This is a genomic window from Micromonospora terminaliae, from assembly GCF_009671205.1.
GTDB lineage: Bacteria > Actinomycetota > Actinomycetes > Mycobacteriales > Micromonosporaceae > Micromonospora > Micromonospora terminaliae.
In genome coordinates, this window is sequence record NZ_CP045309.1 from 6,545,166 (window position 1) to 6,565,755 (window position 20,590).

18 protein-coding genes are annotated in these 20,590 nt (G+C 74.9%); 8 read left to right on the plus strand and 10 right to left on the minus strand.

What is annotated here, in order from left to right:
- The first annotated feature begins 39 nt into the window (after positions 1–39).
- Complete coding sequence (locus GCE86_RS30495; protein ID WP_154230114.1) at positions 40–993, plus strand: stage II sporulation protein M; 954 nt, start codon at positions 40–42, stop codon at positions 991–993.
- Here GCE86_RS30495 and GCE86_RS30500 read toward each other — a convergent pair.
- The 5 genes from GCE86_RS30500 to GCE86_RS30520 are packed head-to-tail and all read right to left on the minus strand — an operon-like array spanning position 971 to position 6,006.
- Positions 971–2,281, minus strand: a complete 1,311-nt coding sequence (locus GCE86_RS30500) for a DUF58 domain-containing protein (protein ID WP_154230115.1) — start codon at positions 2,279–2,281, stop codon at positions 971–973. The two genes, GCE86_RS30495 and GCE86_RS30500, sit on opposite strands and share 23 nt — an antisense overlap.
- Entirely contained in the window at positions 2,278–3,252 is a 975-nt protein-coding gene (locus GCE86_RS30505) for an AAA family ATPase (protein ID WP_425280848.1), read from the minus strand. The genes GCE86_RS30500 and GCE86_RS30505 overlap by 4 nt, the downstream gene beginning before the upstream one ends.
- Positions 3,253–3,263: 11 nt before the next feature.
- Positions 3,264–4,547: a DUF4350 domain-containing protein gene (locus GCE86_RS30510; protein WP_154230117.1), complete on the minus strand. Its 1,284-nt coding sequence runs from the start codon at positions 4,545–4,547 to the stop codon at positions 3,264–3,266.
- Positions 4,544–5,176, minus strand: coding sequence for a DUF4129 domain-containing protein (locus GCE86_RS30515; protein ID WP_154230118.1), 633 nt, complete (start codon positions 5,174–5,176; stop codon positions 4,544–4,546). The genes GCE86_RS30510 and GCE86_RS30515 overlap by 4 nt, the downstream gene beginning before the upstream one ends.
- Positions 5,173–6,006, minus strand: coding sequence for a hypothetical protein (locus tag GCE86_RS30520; RefSeq protein WP_154230119.1), 834 nt, complete (start codon positions 6,004–6,006; stop codon positions 5,173–5,175). Before GCE86_RS30520 ends, GCE86_RS30515 begins: the two co-directional genes overlap by 4 nt.
- Before the next feature lie 211 nt (positions 6,007–6,217).
- Here GCE86_RS30520 and mtrA point away from each other — a divergent pair, with 211 nt between their 5' ends.
- The 5 genes from mtrA (at position 6,218) to hpf (ending at position 12,160) form a co-directional block, all read left to right on the plus strand.
- Complete coding sequence (gene mtrA / locus GCE86_RS30525) at positions 6,218–6,907, plus strand: MtrAB system response regulator MtrA (protein ID WP_046564340.1); 690 nt, start codon at positions 6,218–6,220, stop codon at positions 6,905–6,907.
- Positions 6,908–6,998: 91 nt separating this feature from the next.
- The gene (mtrB, locus tag GCE86_RS30530) at positions 6,999–8,672 is read left to right on the plus strand and encodes an MtrAB system histidine kinase MtrB (RefSeq protein WP_204341947.1); all 1,674 of its coding nucleotides are present in this window, start codon (positions 6,999–7,001) and stop codon (positions 8,670–8,672) included.
- An 80-nt stretch (positions 8,673–8,752) separates the two neighbouring features.
- The gene (locus GCE86_RS30535; protein ID WP_154230735.1) at positions 8,753–10,555 is read left to right on the plus strand and encodes an LpqB family beta-propeller domain-containing protein; all 1,803 of its coding nucleotides are present in this window, start codon (positions 8,753–8,755) and stop codon (positions 10,553–10,555) included.
- A 7-nt stretch (positions 10,556–10,562) separates the two neighbouring features.
- Positions 10,563–11,258, plus strand: a complete 696-nt coding sequence (locus GCE86_RS30540) for a ComF family protein (protein WP_154230121.1) — start codon at positions 10,563–10,565, stop codon at positions 11,256–11,258.
- Positions 11,259–11,509: 251 nt separating this feature from the next.
- A complete protein-coding gene (hpf, locus tag GCE86_RS30545) occupies positions 11,510–12,160 on the plus strand; it encodes a ribosome hibernation-promoting factor, HPF/YfiA family (protein ID WP_154230122.1) in 651 nt (216 codons plus the stop codon).
- A gap of 55 nt (positions 12,161–12,215) precedes the next feature.
- Here hpf and GCE86_RS30550 read toward each other — a convergent pair whose 3' ends face one another.
- Both GCE86_RS30550 and GCE86_RS30555 read right to left on the minus strand, forming a co-directional pair.
- The gene (locus tag GCE86_RS30550; RefSeq protein ID WP_154230123.1) at positions 12,216–13,322 is read right to left on the minus strand and encodes a GNAT family N-acetyltransferase; all 1,107 of its coding nucleotides are present in this window, start codon (positions 13,320–13,322) and stop codon (positions 12,216–12,218) included.
- Positions 13,319–14,485: a GNAT family N-acetyltransferase gene (locus tag GCE86_RS30555; protein ID WP_204341699.1), complete on the minus strand. Its 1,167-nt coding sequence runs from the start codon at positions 14,483–14,485 to the stop codon at positions 13,319–13,321. The genes GCE86_RS30550 and GCE86_RS30555 overlap by 4 nt, the downstream gene beginning before the upstream one ends.
- Before the next feature lie 160 nt (positions 14,486–14,645).
- Here GCE86_RS30555 and secA point away from each other — a divergent pair, with 160 nt between their 5' ends.
- Positions 14,646–17,555 carry a preprotein translocase subunit SecA gene (secA, locus tag GCE86_RS30560; RefSeq protein WP_154230125.1) on the plus strand — a complete coding sequence of 970 codons (2,910 nt, stop codon included), beginning with the start codon at positions 14,646–14,648 and terminating at the stop codon, positions 17,553–17,555.
- A 69-nt stretch (positions 17,556–17,624) separates the two neighbouring features.
- Here the strand turns inward: secA and GCE86_RS30565 are convergent, their stop codons facing one another.
- Positions 17,625–18,338, minus strand: a complete 714-nt coding sequence (locus GCE86_RS30565; protein ID WP_154230126.1) for an Rv3235 family protein — start codon at positions 18,336–18,338, stop codon at positions 17,625–17,627.
- A 91-nt stretch (positions 18,339–18,429) separates the two neighbouring features.
- Positions 18,430–18,657 carry a helix-turn-helix transcriptional regulator gene (locus GCE86_RS30570; RefSeq protein ID WP_091260002.1) on the minus strand — a complete coding sequence of 76 codons (228 nt, stop codon included), beginning with the start codon at positions 18,655–18,657 and terminating at the stop codon, positions 18,430–18,432.
- A gap of 209 nt (positions 18,658–18,866) precedes the next feature.
- Here GCE86_RS30570 and GCE86_RS30575 point away from each other — a divergent pair, with 209 nt between their 5' ends.
- The gene (locus tag GCE86_RS30575) at positions 18,867–19,376 is read left to right on the plus strand and encodes a DUF6912 family protein (RefSeq protein ID WP_154230127.1); all 510 of its coding nucleotides are present in this window, start codon (positions 18,867–18,869) and stop codon (positions 19,374–19,376) included.
- Between the two features lie 13 nt (positions 19,377–19,389).
- On the opposite strand, the gene GCE86_RS30580 is transcribed toward GCE86_RS30575, so the two are convergent.
- Positions 19,390–20,394 carry a hypothetical protein gene (locus GCE86_RS30580; RefSeq protein ID WP_154230128.1) on the minus strand — a complete coding sequence of 335 codons (1,005 nt, stop codon included), beginning with the start codon at positions 20,392–20,394 and terminating at the stop codon, positions 19,390–19,392.
- Positions 20,395–20,590: the final 196 nt, after the last annotated feature.

Consider the following 20,590-nt stretch of genomic DNA (forward strand, 5'->3'; position numbering starts at 1 on the left):
GGACAGTGAACACTATGGGCGCCGGACGGGGGAGGACGAGTGGATCTCGACGCGTACGTGGCCGAGCACGGCGCCGAGTGGCGGCGGCTGGAGCAGCTGACCGGCCGGCGCCGGCTGGACGCCGCGGAGGTGGACGAGCTGGTGGCGCTCTACCAGCGGGCCGCCACCCACCTCTCCGCGCTGCGCAGCCGGGCCCCGGAACCCGTGCTGGTCGGCCGCCTCTCCCACCTGGTGCTCGCGGCGCGCGCCCGGATCACCGGCCGCCCCCGGCCCTCCTGGGCGGCCGTGGGCCGCTTCCTCGTCGCCGACCTGCCGGCCGCCCTCTACCGGGCCTGGCCCTGGTGGTGTGCGGTGGCCACCGCGTTCGGCGCGCTCACCGCCTTCCTCATCTGGTTCGTCGCGGGGCACCCGGACACCGCCGCCGCGTTCATCGGCGCCGAGGCGGCCCGGCAGCTCGTCGACTCCGGCTTCGCCGGCTACTACACCGAGTTCACCGCGCCGACCTTCGCGTTCCACCTGTGGACGCACAACGCCTGGCTGGCCGCACAGTGCCTGGCCGCCGGGGTGCTGGTGGTGCCGGTGCTCTGGCTGCTCTGGCAGAACGCGCTGAACATCGGCGTGGTCGGCGGGGTGATGGTTTCCTACGGCCGGGCCGACGTGTTCTTCGGCATGATCACCCCGCACGGGCTGCTCGAACTGACCGGCATCCACGTGGCCGCCGGGGTGGGGCTGCGGACCGCCTGGGCCTGGATCGCGCCGCCGGCGCACCTGAGCCGGGGCCGGGCCGTCGCCGAGGCGGGCCGCTCGGCCATCGTGGTCGCCGCCGGCCTGGTCGGGCTCTTCGCGGTCTCCGCGCTGCTGGAGGCGTTCGTGACGCCGGCGCCGCTGCCGGCCGCCGTCCGGGTGGCGATCGGCGCCACGGTCTGGCTGGCCTTCCTGGCGTACGCGCTGCTCCTCGGCGGGCGGGCCGTCAGAGCTGCCCGAGGGACTTGAGCCGCAGGTAGGTGTCGGCGACCGCCGGGGCGATGCGATCGGCGGGAGCGTCCACCACGGTCACCCCGTGCCGGGACAGGGCGGCCCGGACGCGATCCCGCTCGGCGAGGGCCCGCCAGGCCGCCGCGGCGGCGTACGCGTCGTCGAGGCTCGCGGGCGGGGCCGTGGTGAGCCTGGCCAGCACGGGGTCGGAGACGGCCGCGAGCACCACCCGGTGCCGGGCGGCCAGCCGGGGCAGGACCGGCAGCAGGCCCTCGCCGAGCGCGCCGGCCTCCAGGGCCGTGAACAGCACCACGAGGCTCCGCTGCCGTTCGCGGCGCAGCACCTCACCGGCGATCAGCTCGAAGTCGGTCTCCACGAGCGCCGGCTGGAGCGGGGCGACCGCGTCCACCAGCCGGGCGAGCAGCGCGGGCCGGCCGCTGCCGGTGACCCGGGCCCGGATCGCGGTGTCGGCGGCGAGCAGGTCGACCCGGTCGCCGGCCCGGGCGGCCAGCGCCGTGAGCAGCAGCGCCGCGTCGATCGCGGTGTCCAGCCGCGGCTCGTCGCCGAGCCGGACCGCCGAGGTACGGCCGGTGTCGAGCACGCAGACCAGCCGCCGATCCCGCTCCGGGCGCCAGGTGCGGACCAGCACGTCCGAACGCCGTGCGCTGGCCCGCCAGTCGATGGAGCGCACGTCGTCGCCGACCACGTACTCGCGGAGGGTGTCGAACTCCGTGCCGTGGCCGCGCCCCCGGGTCACCTGGACGCCGTCGATGATCCGCAGCCGGGCCAGCTTCTCGGGCAGGTGCCGCCGCGAGTCGAAGCGGGGCAGCACGCGCAGCGTCCACGGTGGCGTGGCCGGGTGGCCGGCGCGCTGCCGGAACGCCAGCCGCAGCGGCCCGAGCGAGCGTACGGCCAGCGCCACCGCGGGCCGGTCGCCGCGGCGGGCCGGGGTGAGCCGTACCGGCAGGGTGGCCGTGCGGCCCGGCGCGACGGTGAGCAGCCGCCCGGCGGGGAGGTCGGGCCGCGCCCCGGCCGAGGGCACCCAGGCGTCGCGCACCTGGGCGCGCAGGGTGCGGGCGGAGGTGTTGGCCAGGTGCAGGGTGACCGTGGCGGTGCCGCCGAGCCGGACCGCCCGGTCACCGGTGCGAGTGGCGGTGAGCCCGTGCAGCGGCGCCGCGAGCAGCCAGTCCAGGGCGACCAGCAGCAGCACCGCCGCAGTCAGCACGGCGACGCCGACGAACGGCGCCGGCCAGGCCGGCAGGGTCACCGCGCTCACCGCGAGCAGCAGACCCGCCCGCCAGGTCATCGGGGCGTCGGCACGGTGGCCAGCACCGCGTCCAGCACGGCGTCCACGGTCACGCCCTCCAGCTCCACCTCCGGGCGCAGCCGGAGCCGGTGCCGCAGGGTGGGCCGGGCGACCGCCTTCACGTCGTCCGGGGTGACGTGGTCCCGGCCGGCCAGCCAGGACCACGCCTTCGCGGTGCCGAGCAGGGCGGTGGCGCCCCGGGGCGAGGCGCCCAGCTCCAGGGCCGGGGCGATCCGGGTGGTCCGGCACAGGTCCACGATGTAGCCGAGCACCGGCTCGGCCACGTGCACCGCGTGCACCGCCGCCCGGGCGGCGGCCAGGTCGGCGGCGGTGGCCACCGGGCGTACGCCGGCGGCGCGCAGGTCGCGCGGGTCGAAGCCGGCGTGGTGCGCGCGGAGCACGCCCAGTTCCTCGTCCCGGCCGGGCAGCGGCACGGTCAGCTTGAGCAGGAACCGGTCCAGCTGCGCCTCGGGCAGCGGGTAGGTGCCCTCGTACTCGACCGGGTTCTGGGTGGCCGCCACGATGAACGGGTCGGGCAGCGGGCGGCGCTCGCCCTCGACGGAGACCTGCCGCTCCTCCATGACCTCCAGCAGCGCGGACTGGGTCTTCGGCGGGGTGCGGTTGATCTCGTCGGCGAGGAGCAGGTTGGTGAAGACCGGCCCCTCCCGGAAGGTGAAGGCGGCGGTGCGCGGGTCGAAGATCAGCGACCCGGTGACGTCGCCGGGCATCAGGTCGGGGGTGAACTGCACCCGCTTGGACTCCAGGTCCAGCGCGGTGGCCAGGGTCCGCACCAGCAGGGTCTTGGCCACCCCGGGCACGCCCTCCAGCAGCACGTGCCCCCGGCAGAGCAGCGCGATGACGAGGCCGGTGACCACGGCGTCCTGGCCGACGACGGCCTTGGCCACCTCGGCCCGCAGCCGGTGCAGGGCGGCGCGGGCGTCGGGCTGCGCGGTGGGCGACGCGGCGGCGATGACGGGTCCGGTCACCGGGGGTCTCCTTCGGTCGGGTGGGGGGCCAGGGTACGGGTCAGGGCGTCCAGGTCGCGGGCCAGCTCCAGCAGCTCGCGCGGGGCGGCGCCGTGCAGCAGCTCGGACACCCGCTCGGGGTCCGCGCCGGCGTGCGCCGCGACCCGGGCGGCCACCTCGTCGGGCGGCGTGTCCGGGGGCAGGTTGAGCCGGGGCAGTAGCCGGTCCAGCGCCGCCGCGCGCAGCGTCGCGGCGGTGACGTCCCGGGCGCCGGCCCGGCGGTGGAGGCGGGCCCGGCCGAGCACCGTCTCCGCGGCGCGGACGGTCACCGGCAGCGGCTCCGGCACGGGCGGGCCGAGCCGGCGGGCCCGCCACAGCACCAGCAGCAGCCCGGCCACGGCGAGCTGCGCCAGCACGGCCCAGAACCAGGGCGGGAAGGCGTCCCAGAGCGGGTTGTGCCAGTTCGGCGGCGGGTCCGCCCGGTCGTCCCGGCGGCCGCCGGTGGACCGGGGCAGGGGTGTCCCGCCGTCGTCCGGGCTCGGTGACCAGCTCGGGCCGGACGGTGCCGGCGCGGGCGCGGGCAGGTCGAGCCAGACCAGCGGGCGGTCGCCGCCGAGCAGGCCGGTGGCGAGCACCCGGTTGCCCCACTCGTCGATCCGGTCGTTGCGGAACGGATCGCTGGCGCCGACCACCACCACCTCGGTGCCCCAGGAGATCCGGCGCAGCGCGCCCGCGTAGCACCGGTCGGTGCCGGACGGCCCGGCGTACCGCTGGTGGTCCACGGCGGCGGTGCCGGCCCGGAGCGCCTCGGGCAGCCGGCACGGCGTGCCGTCGGCGTCCGGTGGCAGGGCCCGGGTGGCCCACCGCCGGTCGGTGGGCTCCAGTGGCACGCCCAGGTCGGTCAGCACCCGGCGGGAGGGCTCGACCAGCACCAGCCGGCTGCCGGGCGGCAGCGCGGTCAGTGCGTCCAGGGTGGCCGGGTGCACCAGGTCCGGGGCGGGCACGAAGAGGGTGGTGGGACCCGCTCCGGCGGACCGCACGGCGGCCAGCGTGTCGGTCTCCCGGCGGATCGGCACGCCCTGCGCGCGCAGCGCCTCGGCCAGCCGGCTGCCCCCGTCGTCGTCCGTGGCGGCCGGGGCCAGGAAACCCGGGTCGGTGGGGTCGGGCTGGTCCACGGCGTGCAGGACCAGGGTGGTGACGATCAGCAGCACGGCCAGCCCGAAGGGGACCACCAGCCGGTGCCACCGGCGGCGGGGCGCGGGCGCGGCCGCCGGCCGGGCCGGGTCGAGGGTGGCGGTCACCGGGCGCTCCCGTCGGTGGCGAGTTCGCGGCGCAGGTCGGCGGCGAGGTCACGCATCCGGTGGTCGTGCGCGGCGGTGGCCGGGCGCTGGGCGTACCAGAGGTCGGAGAAGATCGCCCCCGCGGTGTGCAGGGTGGGGTGCACGTCGGGCCGGACCCGGGCCACGGCCGCGGTCAGCTCGGTGACCGTCAGCCCGGGACGGGGCTCGACGATCCGGCGCGCCACCAGGAGGCGGACCATCTCGCGCAGCCGTTCCCGGACCGCCTCGGCGTACCGGCCCTCGGCGGCGAGGCGGTCGGCGAGGCCGGCCTGGACGGCGGTCGCCGGCTCGGGCGACCGGGGCGCGGGCACCGGCACCGCGGGCACGTCCCGCCGGGCCCGGCGCCGCCGCCGCGGCAGCCGGAGCCGTGGTCGCCGCAGCTTCGGCAGCCGGAACCGGGGGAGCCGGGGAAGCCGGAGCCGGGGCAACCGGGGCCGGCCGAGCCGGGGCACCCGCCGGGGTACCCAGGCCGGGAAGAAGTACCAGGCCAGCGCGCCGATCAGCGCCCCGGCCAGCAGGAGCAGCGCCGCCAGCGGCAGCGGTACGGCGTCCCCCAGCCCGGCGGCCGTCTCGGTCCACCACCGGCTCACCGCTGCACCGCCAGCAGGACGGGCTCGGGCGCCGGGGCGCGCGACAGCCGGATGTCCAGCCCCTCGGTGCGCATCCGGGTCTCCAGGTGCAGCACCGCGTCCAGGCAGGCCAACGCGGGGTACGCGACCGCGTTCACCGCCACCCAGGCGACGGTGGCGACCGGCAGGGCCCAGGCGGAGACGTCGAAGAGGCCCAGCAGCCCGAGGCCGTGGTAGACGCCCAGCCCGATGCCGAGCCGGATGAGCCACCAGCCCAGGTAGCCGAGCAGCCGGATGGCGGCGGCCCGCCCGCCGACCCGGACCGCCAGCCGCAGCGCCCGCCCCGGCGCCCGGTGCTCCGGCACCCGGTCCACCACGAGCACCGGCACCACCGCGCCGAGCAGCCCGTACGCGACGAACCAGGCCGGCCCGCCCAGCCCGGCGAGCAGGACCGTGCACCCGACGGTGGCCCCGGCCAGCAGGGTCGCGCCCCAGCGGGCGCCGCGCAGCAGCTCGCGCGGCCCGGTGCGACGGCCCAGCAGCGCGGCCCCGGCGCCCCGGGCCGCCGGGTTGCCGAGCAGCGCGATGATCATGGCCTCGGTCCCGGCGCCGACGGCGAGCAGCAGCCAGTACCACCCGAGCCGGTCCGGATCCGGCCACCACTCGGGCGGCCGCGCGTCGGCCAGCACCCGCACCGGATGCAGCAGGGCCTGCTCGCCGAGGGCCAGCAGGACGGCCAGCGGGACGAGCACCCGGGCCTGGTCACGCAGCAGCAGGACGGCCGAGTCGAGCAGTTCGCCGACGGTCAGCGGACGGCGCGGGAGCACCGCGGTCGGGCCGGCGTCGGGCACGGGTACTCCTGGCGGGCGAGCGGAGGTGGCGGGCGGCGACACGCCCGAGGGATCATGGTTGCACGGCGCGTCCGCGCCCGGTGGACCCGTCCGCCGCGACGCGCCACGCGGGCGGCCACGCCGTCAGCTGTGGTGCCGGACCGCCCTCGGCGCTACGGTGCCGTGAAGACGCCGAACCCTCCAAGCGAACGGGGATGGAACGATAAACCCCATGAGAGCCCGGGTACTGGTGGTCGACGACGACCCCGCACTCGCCGAGATGCTCGGCATCGTCCTGCGCAGCGAGGGCTTCGTGCCCTCCTTCGTCGCGGACGGAGAACGGGCACTGGCCGCGTTCCGTGACAGCCGGCCCGACATCGTCCTGCTCGACCTGATGCTCCCCGGCATGAGCGGCATCGACGTGGCGCGGGCCATCCGGGGTGAGTCCGGCGTGCCGATCGTGATGCTGACCGCCAAGAGCGACACGGTCGACGTGGTGCTCGGGCTGGAGTCCGGGGCCGACGACTACGTGGTCAAGCCGTTCAAGCCCAAGGAGCTGGTGGCCCGGATGCGGGCCCGCCTGCGCCGGGGCGAGGACGTGGCGCCGGAACTGCTCACCATCGGCCCGCCCGGCAACCAGATCACCATCGACGTGCCGGCGCACACCGTCAGCCGGGACGGCGAGGAGGTGAAGCTGACGCCGCTGGAGTTCGACCTGCTGGTCGCGCTCGCCCGCAAGCCGCGCCAGGTCTTCACCCGGGAGGTGCTGCTGGAGCAGGTCTGGGGCTACCGGCACGCCGCCGACACCCGCCTGGTCAACGTGCACGTGCAGCGGCTGCGCGCCAAGATCGAGCCAGATCCGGAGCGACCCGAAATCATCCTCACCGTGCGAGGCGTGGGCTACAAGGCGGGCACCGGATAGCCTGGTCAGCACTGTGGTGACCTCCCCTTCCCCCGACTCGCCGACCCCCGCGTCCCGCCGGCTCCGCGCCGCGCGGGCGCTGTGGCGTGTCCTGGGCGGCCGCGCGGCCCGGTTCGCCGCCGGCGCGCACCAGACCTGGCGGAGATCACTCCAGCTTCGTGTGGTGACCATCACGCTGGTGGCGTCCAGCCTGCTGGTGGGCGGTTTCGCCTACCTGATCGCCGACAAGCTCACCAACATCCTGCTGGAGAACGCCGAGACCGACGTCCTGCTGCGGCTGCAGAACGGCAGCGACTACGCCTCGAAGCAGTTCAACCTCTACAGCCAGCCGCAGGAGGCCCAGCTCCAGGACACCATCGACGGCACGGTCAACTACCTGGCCGGCGGCGACCCGGCGCAGACCAGCGGGGTGGTGGTGGCGATCACCGCCGACAACTTCACCACCATCGAGCCGCGCACCTCCCCGGACGTGCAGGTGCGCCCGCTCATCGGCCGGGAGCTGCGGGCCTCGGTGGCGGCCGGCAAGGTCGCCCATCAGATCCGCACCGGCACGCTCGACGGCGAGCGCACCAAGTACCTGGTCTACGGCTCCCCGGTGCCGACCAAGTTCGGGCAGCTGGAGCTCTACTACCTCGTACCGCTGACCCGGCAGGACGCCACGGCGGCCGACGCCCGGGCCACCGTGGTCGCCACCGGCGTGGCCCTCGTGCTGCTGCTCGGCCTGCTGGCCGCCCTGGTCACCCGCCTGGTGGTGACCCCGGTACGGGTGGCCGCCCGGACCGCCCAGCGGCTCTCCGCCGGCCTGCTGGACCAGCGGATGGTGGTCAACGGCGAGGACGACCTGGCCCTGCTCGCCGCCTCGTTCAACCAGATGGCGACCAACCTGCAACGGCAGATCCTCCGCCTGGAGGAGATGTCCCGGCTGCAACGCCGGTTCACCTCCGACGTCTCCCACGAGCTGCGCACGCCGCTCACGACGGTCCGGATGGCCGCCGACCTGATCTTCGCCGAGCGGGACGAGTTCGACCCGGCGGTGGCACGCAGCGCCGAGCTGCTCCAGGCCGAGCTGGACCGGTTCGAGGAGCTGCTCACCGACCTGCTGGAGATCAGCCGCTTCGACGCCGGCTTCGCCATGCTCGACAGCGAGCCGACCGACCTGGTGCCGGTGGTGCACCGGGTGACCGAGCGCCTGGCCGGTCTGGCCGAGCGCGTCGGCGTGGCCATCGAGCTGGATCTCCCGGACAGCCCGGTGATCGCCGAGGTCGACCCGCGCCGGGTCGAGCGGGTGCTGCGCAACCTGGTCGGTAACGCGGTCGAGCACGGCGAGGCCAAGCCCGTGCGGATCACCCTGGGCGTGGATCAGAGCGCCGTGGCGATCACGGTGCGGGACCACGGCGTCGGGCTCAAGCCGGGCGAGGAGAAGCTGGTCTTCAACCGGTTCTGGCGGGCCGACCCGTCCCGGGCCCGGCAGACCGGCGGCACCGGGCTGGGCCTGTCGATCAGCCTCGAGGACGCCCGGCTGCACGGCGGCTGGCTGGAGGCGTGGGGCGCGCCCGGCCAGGGCGCCCAGTTCCGGCTGACCCTGCCGGCCCGTGCCGGCGACCGGCTGACCACCTCACCGCTGCGGCTGGTGCCGGCCGACGCCACGCTGCCGTTCGGCGGCCCGCGCAGCGGCGGCCCGCTCGCCATCGGTCCGGGCAGCGGCGAGGGCGCCCTGGCCATCGGGCCGGCGGAGCCGGGTGCCCGAGCGGAGGTGGCACCGTGAGCGCGAGGAGTGAGCCGGTCCTGCGAGCCCCGCAGTCGCGAACGAAGGGCGGCGCCGTGAGCGCGAGGAGTGGGCGTGCCCTGAGGCAGCGGGTGCTGGCCCTGCTGCTGGGCGGCGCGCTGCTGCCGGCCGGGCTGGCCGGTTGCGGCATCCCGGACGAGACCGAGGTGCAGGTCGACGGCTCGGGCCCGGCCGCCGAGGCGGGCGCCCCCAACGGCAGCCCCGCGCGGCCACCCACGCCCGGCGACAGCAACGAGCCCGGCCCGTTCATCGAGAACTACCTGCGGGCGGCCGCCGCGGGCGAGCGCGAGCAGGCGTACGCCCGGGCCAAGGAGTTCATCGCGCAGGAGGCGAAGAGCCTGCTCCCGGAGAAGCAGCAGAGCAGCGAGATCGGGCTCACCGTGGTGCGGCTCCGGGAGAAGCCCGAGGTCACCCCGCCGAACAACCAGGGCACCAGCGTGGTGACGATCAAGGTGCAGCAGGTCGGTGTGCTGCGGGCCAACGGCGTCCTGGCACCGCCGGAGGCCAACGAGACCGAGTACGTGTTCCAGCTCCGCCGGGCCGATCCGGGCGGGCCCGGGCTGCTCCTCACCGCCGTGCCGAACGTGCTGCTGGTCACCGACACCGCGCTGGTTTCGTACTACCGGCAGCGCACCATCTACTACTGGAACCCGGACCAGACCCGGCTCGTGCCCGACCTGCGCTACCTGCCCACGTCCGTGCCCACCGAGCGGAAGGTGACCGACGTGGTGAAGTGGCTGACCGGCGACCCGTCCGACTGGCTGGCCACGGGCGTCACCGGGCTGCCCGACACGACCCGGCTGATCAACAACGCCACCGGGGCGGACGGGCACTGGGAGGTCAACCTCAACATGCCGGGGGCCGACGAGCGGAAGCTCGGGCTGCTCGCCACCCAGCTGGCCTGGTCACTGTCCGACCTCAACGGCCAGCTCGACCTGAAGATCCAGAACCAGAAGCGGCGCACCGTCGACCTCGAGGAGGAGCGGACGGCGCACGCCGCGTACCCGACGGGGGACGTCCCGGCGCGGTTCAGCGTCTACGACGGCGCGATCCGCCCGCTGGCCATCGGCAACGAGCCGCGGGCCGCCGTGCCGCTGGCGCCCGCCGACAACCGCGACGTGATCTCCGCGGCGCTCGCGCACCCGGGCGACCAGACGCTGGCCGCGCTGGTGGTCACCGGCACGGACCGGCGGCAGCGGCTGCGGGTCGGCTTCGGGCCGGTCCCGGTCGCCGGGTTCGCCACCAGCGGCCGGTCCTACGGCGCCATCAGCCGGCCCACCTGGCTGCGCTCTCTGGACCGCAACCACCCCGTCGGCCTGGTGGCCGCCGACGGCAAGCTCTACCGATTCGACGGAGCGGCCGGGATGACCGTGGTCCCCCTGGCCGTCCCCGGCCCCGTCGTGGCGGTCGCCGGGTCTCTCGACGGTCACCGGATCGCCCTGGTCAGCGGGGGCGCGCTCTATGTGGCCGCGGTCAGCGTCGACGGCGGCGTGGTGAGCGTGGGCCAACAACCGCGCCCGGTGGCCACCGCGCTCACCGGCGTCACGGCGGTCGACTGGCTCCTGGAGAACTATCTGGTCCTGGCCGGCAACGAGCCGGACCGGCGGCCGGCGATCCACCAGATCACCGTTGACGGCGTCAGCGAGATCGCCCTCGAGCGGGACATCGGTGCCGAGGTGACCCAGCTGGCCGCGTACCCGGGCGCGCCGGCGGGCGGACTGCCGTCGCAGTCGTACATGTACGAGGCCAACCGGGCGGCCTTCCGGAACAACCCGCCCGACATCATCAAGCGGGATCAGGTGCTGGACGTACCGGCCGGCAGCCGGGCGACCAACCCGACCGCCCCCTTCTTCCTCTACTGAGGCGCCGGTGCCGGGCCTGGGCGGACTCTGGTCGGACCTGACCGACCTGGTGCTGCCGGCCGGGTGCGCCGGCTGCGGCGAGCGGGTGCCGGGGCTGCGGCAGGGCTTCTGCCCGCGCTGCGTGGATGACCTGGAGGCACTGACCCCCGCGCCGGCCCGGCCCGACCCCGCCCCGGCCGGCCTGCCGCCCTGCGTCGCCCTCGGCCCGTACGCGGGGGCGCTGCGGGGCGGGCTGCTGGCGTACAAGGAACGGGGCCGGCACGGGCTGGCCCGGCCGCTGGGCGCGCTGCTGGCCGAGGTGGTCGCCGCGGCCGTGGGCCCGCGAGGCCCGGTGACGCTGGTGGCGGTGCCGGACACCGCCCGGGCGGCCCGGGCCCGCTACGGCGACCACCTGGACCGGCTGACCCGCCACGCGGCGGCCCGGCTGGGCGCCGCCGGGTGGCCGGTCCGGGTGCTCCGGCCGCTGCGCGCGCTGCCCCGGCCGGACTCCGTCGCGCTGGACAGTGCGGGCCGCGCCGCGGCGGCCGAAACGGCGTTCCGGCTGCGCCGGTCCGGCGGGGTGGCCGGCGCGGTGGTGCTGCTGGACGACATCGTCACGACGGGGGCGACGCTGGCGGCGGTGAGCCGGGTCCTGCGCGGGGCGGGAATGACGCCAAAGGCCGCAGCCGTGCTCGCCGCAACGCAAAAGCGGCACCATCAGTAACGCTTCGTGTTTCCGTTTCACCCCATGGTGTATGAGCTGTTAAATTTCGCGGCCTCTCCCGGCAACTAGGGGTGACTGGTGGCCGAACAGGAGTTAGCGTTTTCGTGTCGGGGGTAGGAGGGTTGCCAACCTTCCCCCGGCACTGGAAGGAGGCGTAGCCGTACACCATCGGTCGACGCCGAACGGGGTTCTCCCTGGGTGCGTCGACCGGAAGATCCGGACCGAACGACCGTCCGAACAAGGGAGGTCACGTGGACATCGTGGTCAAGGGCCGTAACGTCGAAGTGCCGGACCATTACCGGGTGCACGTAGCCGAGAAACTCGCAAAGATCGAACGCTACGACCACAAGCTCATTCGCGTGGACGTCGAGTTGTTCCACGAGCGCAATCCGCGCCAGGCCGATCACTGCCAGCGGGTGGAAATCACCTGCGTGACGCGCGGCCCGGTGATCCGGGCCGAGGCCTGCACGAACGATTTCTACAGCGCGCTGGACGCCGCCATCGCCAAGCTGGACACCCGCTTCCGCCGGGCGGCCGACCGCCGCCGGGTGCACCGCGGCCGGCACGCGCCGCTCTCCGTCGCCGCCGCCACCGCCGACCTGCCGGTGGCCGACCTCGACGGGCCTGGGCTGGCGACGCTGAACGGGCACGGGACGGCCACCGCCGTCGCGGAACGGCCCGACGAGAGTGGCTTCGAGGAACCCGACGACCAGCCGTGGCACATCGCGCGGGCGAAGGTGCACCCCGCCGAGCCGATGACGGTCGACGACGCGCTGTTCCAGATGGAACTGGTCGGCCATGACTTCTACCTGTTCCACGACAAGGAGTCCGGCCGCCCGAGCGTGGTCTACCGCCGGCACGCCTACGACTACGGGATCATCTCGCTCGACACCGCACCCTGACCACCCCGTACGGACCGGCCGGAAGCCGCGGTGGCGACCACCGCGGCTTCCGCCGTCAGCCGGTGCGGTCGCCCGGCAGCAGCCCGAAGACGAGCGAGTCGATCCGGGTGCCGTCCGGGCCGGGGAGCCGGCCGCGCAGCAGCCCTTCCCGGCCGAAGCCGGCCTTCTTCAGCACCCGCTGCGAGGCGCTGTTCTCCGGCCGGGTGCCGGCCCAGAGCCGGGCCAGTCCGATGTCGAAGGCCCAGCCGGCCACCAGGCGCACCGCCCGGGTGGCCAGTCCCCGGCCGCGCGCCTCGGGCAGCAGGCTGTAACCGAGCATGGCCTGGCCGGTGCCCGGTTCGTCGTACACCAGCGCGCAGCCGCCCACCACAGCGCCGGTGGCCGCATCCAGGACGGCGAGGTCGGCCGAGCGGCCGGCCAGCCAGTGGCTCTCCGCGCGGTGGCACCGCCGCTCGATCGACTCCCGAGTGGGCGGGGCCGGCGGCACCCGGTTCGCCACCACCTCCGGCAGCGTGTGCAGCCGGTACAGCGCCTCGGCGTCCGCCGGCCCGAGCCGGCGCAGCGTCACCACGCCGTCGGTGAGCCGGCCCCCGGGCAGGTCCGGCAGCAGCCGGGCGGTCGGCCCGGGCGGGTCGTCGGCGAGGCGTACCCAGACGGCCAGGTCGTGCCGGCCGTCCCGACCCCGGCCGGCCGAGCGGCGTACCCCCTCGTGCCGGAACCCGGCGGCCAGCGCCACCCGCTGGCTGGCCGCGTTCTCCTCCTGGGTGAGCAGCTCGAGCCGGACGGCGCCGGCGGCGAAGGCCGCCTCCGCCAGCGCGCGGGTGGCGGCCGTGGCGACGCCCCGGCCGCGCGCCCACGGTGCGACCCAGTAGCCGATCTCCGCCTGCCCGCGCTCCGCCACCGGGTGGCTGAGGCCGGCCGCGCCCATCAGCCGGTCGGTGGCGGGGTCGGCGATCACGTACGCGGCGCCGCCGGTGGCCCAGGCCGCCGGCGCGCCCTCGGTGATCCACCACCGGGCGCTCTCCTCGGTGTACGGGTCGGGCAGGCCGGGCAGGAACCGCTGGGTGAGCGGGTCGGCGCAGGCGGCGGCCGTGTCCGCGAGGTCGGTGAGGCGGTTGGGCCGCAGCCGCACCCCGTAGGCCTCGATGGTTTCCGGTGTCATGCCAGGTCCTGCGGGAGCAGGCCGCCGATCCAGACGTCCTGCCGCTCGCCCCGGTGCTGGACGCCGCCGCGGAGGGTGCCCTCGACGGTGAACCCGGCCTTCTCGGCGGCCCGGCGGGACGCGGTGTTGCCGACGTTGGCCCGCCATTCGATCCGGGCCAGCCCGAGCGTGGTGAAGCCCCAGGCGCAGAGTGCGGTCAGCGCGGCCGGCAGGTAGCCCCGGCCCCGGGCGTACGGAGCGGTCATGAAGCCGACGTCGGCGACGAGCGGGCCGCCGGGGGAGATGCGCAGGTCGATCGAGGCGAGGTAGCGGTCGTCGGCGTCGGCGACCGCGTAGGAGGCGCCGGTGCCCCGGGCCCAGGCCGCCTCGGCGATGTCTCGCAGGAAGCTCTCGGCGTGCTCCCGCTGGTAGGGGTGCGGCACCGTGGTCCAGCGGATGGTGTCCTCGTCCCGGCAGGTGGTGACGAGCGCGTCGATATCGCCCTCCTCGAGCGGGCGCAGCCGCAGCTCGGTGGCGCCGGCCGTGGCGAACAGGACCGGCTGGGGCCGGCCGAAGACCGCCGCGCGGCGGGCCTGGAGGGTGTCCGGGCCGTACGGGGCGGGCTCGCCGGGCGCGGCCAGGTCGGCCGGGAGGAGCGAGCCGATCCAGCCCTCCGGGCGGCCGCCGACCGCCGGGTGGGCCATCCGCAGCTCACCCTCGACCCGGAAGCCGGCCCGCAGCGCGACCAGCCGGGAGGCGTGGTTGCCGACCTCCGCCTGCCAGATCAGCCGGCGCAGCTTGAGCGCGTCGAACGCCCAGCGGGCGACCGCGCGGGTGGCCCGCACCGCCACGCCCCGGCCGCGGGCCCAGGGCGCGGTCCAGTAGCCCACCTCGGCGGAGTCCAGGCCGCGGTCGATGGAGACCAGTCCGCAGGAGGCGAGCAGCTCACCCGTCTCCGCGTCGCAGACCGCGAACGACGCCCCGGTGCCGTCCGCCCAGGCCGCCCCGCTGATCGCCGTCACGAATCCGAGGGCGTGTTCGGGCAGGTACGGGCGAGGTACGGTGGTCCAGCGCTGAATGTCCGGGTCCTGGCAGGCGCGGTGCACCGCGTCGGCGTCCTCCGCCCGCCAGGGTCGCAGCAGCAGGCCGTCCTCGATGATCTCCACAGGCTCCACCCGAGCCATCGTGCCGGATCGTTCGCGGACGGCGTAACCCGATTACCGCCGCTCAGCGCCCCTGCTCGGCGTTATGTCGGGTTCGCGGCTCCGGACCGACGCCACCAGTGACCATCGCCGCGGCCGAGCGCCTACGATGGTTCGAGACTGTCTAGGGGAGCGTTGATCCGTGTCGATTCTGGAAAAGGTCCTTAGCGCGGGCTCGGGCCGTATGGTGCGTCGGCTCAAGGCCATCGCCGCCGCCGTCAACTCGATCGAGGACGACTACGTCAACCTCACCGACGACGAGCTGCGGGACATGACCGACCAGTTCAGGGAGCGGCTCGCCGACGGGGAGACCCTCGACGACCTGCTGCCCGAGGCGTTCGCGGTGTGCCGGGAGGCCGCCTCGCGGGTGCTCGGCCAGCGGCCCTACGACGTCCAGGTGATGGGCGGTGCGGCGCTGCACTTCGGCAACATCGCCGAGATGAAGACCGGTGAGGGCAAGACCCTCACCTCGGTCATGCCGGTCTACCTGAACGCGCTCGCCGGCAAGGGCGTGCACGTGGTCACCGTGAACGACTACCTGGCCGAGCGCGACGCCGCCTGGATGGGCCGGGTGCACGAGTTCCTGGGCCTCACCGTGGGCGTGGTGCTGCCCAACCGGCCGGCCAGCGAGCACCGTGCCGCGTACGAGTGCGACATCACGTACGGCACCAACAACGAGTTCGGCTTCGACTACCTGCGCGACAACATGGCGTGGTCGCGGGACGAGCTGGTGCAGCGCGGCCACTTCTTCGCGGTGGTCGACGAGGTCGACTCGATCCTCATCGACGAGGCCCGGACCCCGCTGATCATCTCCGGCCCGGCCGAGCACTCCGCCCGCTGGTACCAGGAGTTCGCCGCCGTCGTGGCCCGCCTCCAGCCCGGCACCGACGGCGAGGGCGACTACGAGGTCGACCACGCCAAGCGCACGATCGCCATCACCGAGCGCGGTGTCGCCAAGATCGAGGACCGGCTCGGCATCGACAACCTCTACGAGTCGGTCAACACCCCGCTCGTCGGCTACATGAACAACGCGATCAAGGCCAAGGAGCTCTACAAGCGCGACAAGGACTACATCGTCAGCGACGGCGAGGTCCTCATCGTCGACGAGTTCACCGGCCGCATCCTGCACGGCCGCCGCTACAACGAGGGCATGCACCAGGCGATCGAGGCCAAGGAGGGGGTGGAGATCAAGCAGGAGAACCAGACGCTGGCCACCATCACCCTCCAGAACTACTTCCGCCTCTACGAGAAGCTCTCCGGCATGACCGGCACCGCCCAGACCGAGGCGAGCGAGTTCAACAAGGTCTACAAGGTCGGCGTCGTGACCATCCCGACGCACCGGCCGATGGTCCGGCTCGACCGGGCCGACGTCATCTACAAGACCGAGAAGGCCAAGTTCAACGCCGTCGTCGAGGACATCGCCGAGCGGCACGAGCAGGGCCAGCCGGTGCTCGTCGGCACGGTCTCGGTGGAGAACTCCGAGATCCTCTCCCAGCTGCTGCGCCGCCGGGGCATCCCGCACTCCGTGCTGAACGCGAAGTTCCACGCCAAGGAGGCGGAGATCGTCGCCCAGGCCGGGCGCAAGGGCGCGGTCACCGTCGCCACCAACATGGCCGGCCGCGGCACCGACATCCTGCTCGGCGGCAACGCCGAGTTCCTCGCCGCCAACGAACTCCGCCAGCGCGGCCTCGACCCGGTCGAGCAGCCGGAGGAGTACGCCAAGGCGATGGAGGAGATCCTGCCGAAGTGGAAGCAGGCCTGCGACGTCGAGGCGGAGGAGGTCGCCGCCGCCGGTGGCCTCTACGTGCTGGGCACCGAGCGGCACGAGTCGCGCCGGATCGACAACCAGCTGCGCGGTCGTGCCGGCCGGCAGGGTGACCCGGGCGAGTCCCGCTTCTACCTGTCGCTGCAGGACGACCTCATGAAGCGCTTCCGGGCCGGTGCCGTCGAGGCGGTGATGGACCGCTTCAACATCCCGGAGGACGTGCCCATCGAGTCGAAGATGGTCACCCGGCAGATCAAGAGCGCACAGGCCCAGATCGAGGGTCAGAACGCCGAGATCCGGAAGAACGTCCTCAAGTACGACGAGGTGCTCAACAAGCAGCGCCAGGTGATCTACGCCGAGCGCCTCCGGGTGCTCAACGGCGAGGACCTCTCCGAGCAGGTCCGCAACATGCTCGACGACGTGATCGGCGCGTACGTGGTGGGCGCCACCAGCGACGGCTACGCCGAGGACTGGGACCTCGAGCAGCTCTGGTCCAGCCTCAAGCAGCTCTACCCGGTGGGCGTCACCATCGAGGAGCTGGAGGAGGAGGTGGGCTCCCGGGCCGGCCTCGACCAGGACTTCCTGCTCGCCCGCCTCAAGGAGGACGCGCACGCCGCGTACGACCGGCGTGAGGAGCAGCTCGGCGAGGAGGCCGTGCGCCAGCTCGAGCGGATGGTCCTGCTCCAGGTGATCGACCGCAAGTGGCGCGAGCACCTCTACGAGATGGACTACCTCCAGGAGGGCATCAGCCTGCGGGCGTACGCCCAGCGCGACCCGGTCATCGAGTACCAGCGCGAGGGCTTCGACATGTTCGCCACCATGATGGACGGCATCAAGGAGGAGACGGTCGGCTTCCTCTACAACCTGGAGGTGCAGGTCGAGGAGCCCGCGCCGGAGGTCGAGGAGGAGGTCCAGCTGCTGGAGAAGCCGGTGGAGATCCGGGCCAAGGGTCTCAACCGGGCGCCGCAGCAGCAGGGCCTGCAATACTCGGCGCCCGCCGTCGACGGCGAGGCCGGCCGCGGCGCGCCCGTGGTCGAGCGCGCCGAGGAGCAGGCGCCGGCGCTCGGCATCGGCCGTCCCGAGACGTCGGAGCGGCCCGCCGCCTCCACCCCGCGCCGGTCGACGGCCGGGATGAGCGGCCAGGCGGTCGCGGCGAGCACCGCCCGGCGGGCCGCCCCCGGGCAGGTAGACGGCGCCGGTGAGGGTCCGTCCCGCAACGCGCCCTGCCCGTGCGGTTCCGGCCGCAAGTACAAGCGCTGCCACGGCGCCCCCAACGGCGGCAACTGACCGCCACCGCCCCCAGCACGAAACGGGCCCCGGCCACCGGCCGGGGCCCGTCCGCGTCCCGGCCCGCTGTCAGAGGACGTCGAGGACGGTGCAGAGCCAGGTGCCGCGGCGGTGTTCCAGGCGCAGCGCGATGGCCCAGCTCGCGCCGCCGGCCCCGGCCAGCACGGCGGCGGCCTCGACCGCGCCCGCGCGGGGCTCGCTGACCCGCAACCGGCGGAGCTGGAGGACCGGGCGGGCGGTGCGGCGGCGTGCCGGGCCGACGCGGCGGGCGCCGCGGGTCAGTTCGGCGCTCACCCGGGCGGCGGCCTCGGGGAGGCAGAGCGGCCGGAGCTGCCCAGGCGGGCGGTAGCCGTTGACGATCTCCAGGAAGGTGCGGACGAACCGGTGCGCCGCCCGGGCCGCCTCGGGCGTGGCGGTGACCAGGGCGGCCGGCGGCGGTCCGGCCGCGTGCCCCGGCCCGGCGGGCACCGGCCGGGCGTCCGCCGCCCGGCCGGCCGAGCGGTCGCCGGCCGGACCGGAAGGCCGCCCCGTGGCTCGCTCACCGACGCGACCGACCCGGCGGGTGCGGCCGTCAGCGGCCCGCCCGGCCGGCCGGTCGGTGTCGCAGCGTGGATCGAACAGGTCGAGCGCGAGCTGGTCGGCACTTCCCCAGGAGGCGCCCCAGCCGTCGCCCCACGTGTCGCCCCAGGCCGGATCCCGGTCGATGCACGGCGGGTCGAGCGGCGGCGCGGGCCGGAGCCGGACGGGGGGACGCGGTGCCAGTGGGCGGCGGGTGTCGACCATCCTCAACCCCTGTTCGTTGCGTTTGCCTTCGTTTGCCTCCGACAGTTTCCTATTCTCGGGCAGGGCAACGCCGAACGTCAATGCCGTGTGTTCACTCGACGTCGCGCTCGGTGAGCGGGTTGCCGCGTACCCATTCGGCGGTCTCGGCGTACTTCCGCTCGATGTACTCCTCCAGCCGGGCGCGCTCCACGCGCCACTGGCCCCGGCCGCCGATCTTGATGGCGGGCAGCTCTCCGCTGCGCACCATGTGGTAGACCTGCGAGTCCGAGACGTTCAGCTCGGCGGCCACGTCGGACAGCAGCAGGAACCTCGGCTCCACGGTGACTCCCGGGGTTGGCTACGTTTGCTTCAGTTTGCCATCCGGAGCCCGGCCGCCCCAGGCCCGGCGCGGCGAATCCGGCCGGGGGACACACCGGCGTGGAACTTCTCCGCGGCGGGTGCCGGGTGTATGACGGTCACGGCGTACGGCATGATCGGCGCCCGGAGCCGGCGCCCGCCGGCCGGCGGCCTGAGGGCAGGGAGCGAGCGGTGACCGACGAGCTGGTCCGGGTGTACGTGCCGGCGACCGTCCCCATGCTGGCCCGGCTGCGTGAGGAGGGCCTGGCCGGCGAGGAGGCGCACGCCGTCACCCCGGAGCTGCGGGAGTGGTACGCCGAGGGCGACGAGGAGGAGCTGGAGTACGTCGCCTTCACCCGGGCCGCCCAGGAGGCGCTGCTCCTGCTCCGGGCCGATCCGGGTGCGCCCCGGCGGCGGGTCGTCGTCTCGGTGGACCTGCCGGCCCGCGCGGTCGGCCGGGTCGGCGGCGAGCTGGGGTCGAGCGTGGTCCGGCTCGCCGGGCCGGTGCCCGTGAAGTCCGTGGCCGCCATCCACGTGGACGGCGGCGACGCCGTCGACGACGTGGCCGCCGCCGCCGAGGTGGTGGCCGAGGCGCAGGCCGGTGACCCGGACGCCCAGTTCACGGTCGACGGAGCCGAGGACCACGAGCTGGAGTGGTACGACGTGACCGAGCTGGACCTGCTGCTGCGCGAGGTGTCCTGACCGCCGCGGGGGCTCAGGAGCCGGACTCGTCCTCGTCCTCACCGGCCCGCGGGCCGAGGGTGCGGCCGAACAGGACGAGCGCGGTGAGCGCCCCCACGAAGAGCACCCAGATGCCGTTGTCCACCCGTGAGGTGCCCAGCGCGGTCTGTGCCACCTCGTCCGCCTCGCTCAGCGCGGCGGCCAGGTCCAGCAGCCCGCGCCCACCGATCCGGATGATCACCTCGGTGAGCAGCAGAAGCAGGCCCGCGCCGGCACCGGCCACGAGGTAGGCCGGCCAGCGCAGCGCGGCGGCGGCCCCGTTCCGCCGTTCGGCGCGGCGGCGGGCCCAGGTCAGGTAGAGGTACGCCACGAGACCGGCGATCAGCCCGGCGAGCAGGGACTCGGTCCGGGACACCCACTTCGCGGCGTCGAGCATCGACTGCTGCGTGTCGCCGGCCCCGAACAGGTCGGAGAGCGGATCCCGGACGCGGCTGAACAGCACCACGAAGATCTGCGCGGCCAGCGTGGCGGCGGCCACCGCGCCGACCACCCGGGCCGTGCGCGCCCCGGCCGTCGCCCCGCCGATGATCGCGGCAGCCGCCGTGGTGCCGGCGATGGTGTTGGTGGTCGCGTTGTCGGCGTACGTCAGGTTGACCGCCAGGGCGGCGGCGAGCCCGACCAGCAGGCCGGCGCCCGCGGCGACGAGGAAACGCAGGGTGGCCCGGTCCAGCCGGTTGGTCGCCGCCAGGGCGACCGCGGCGCCCGCCACCAGCGCGGCGGTGATCACGCCGGGCAGGGCGTACGCGGAGAGGCTGAGGGCCGTGACCCCGGCCGCCGCCGAGGTGATCGCCTGCCGGGTGGACCAGAGCATGGCGGCCAGCCAGCCGAGCGACAGCACGGCCAGCACGAGCGCGCCGGGTGCGAGGCGGGCGCCGCCGGCCGTGGCCTCGGCGGTCTCGTCCGAGGGGGATCCGGCCGCCGGTTCGGTGGCGGGCTGGTCCGGCTCCGCGGCCGTGGAGCTGCCGGGCTGCTTGCTCATCGTCTCCCTCTCGACGGACGCCGGATCGGCCGCGAACGGCCGGGCAGGTCACCGGCCATCCAGCGTACGCGGCCCTCCCGGGCCTCCTCCGGACCCGGCGGGTGGGGCTCGGGGAGCCGGGCGATCGGGCACAGATCGCAGGTTGGGGTGGCCTTCTGTCGAAGAATCGTCGGAGCGGGTGGCTTGTCGCTTACGG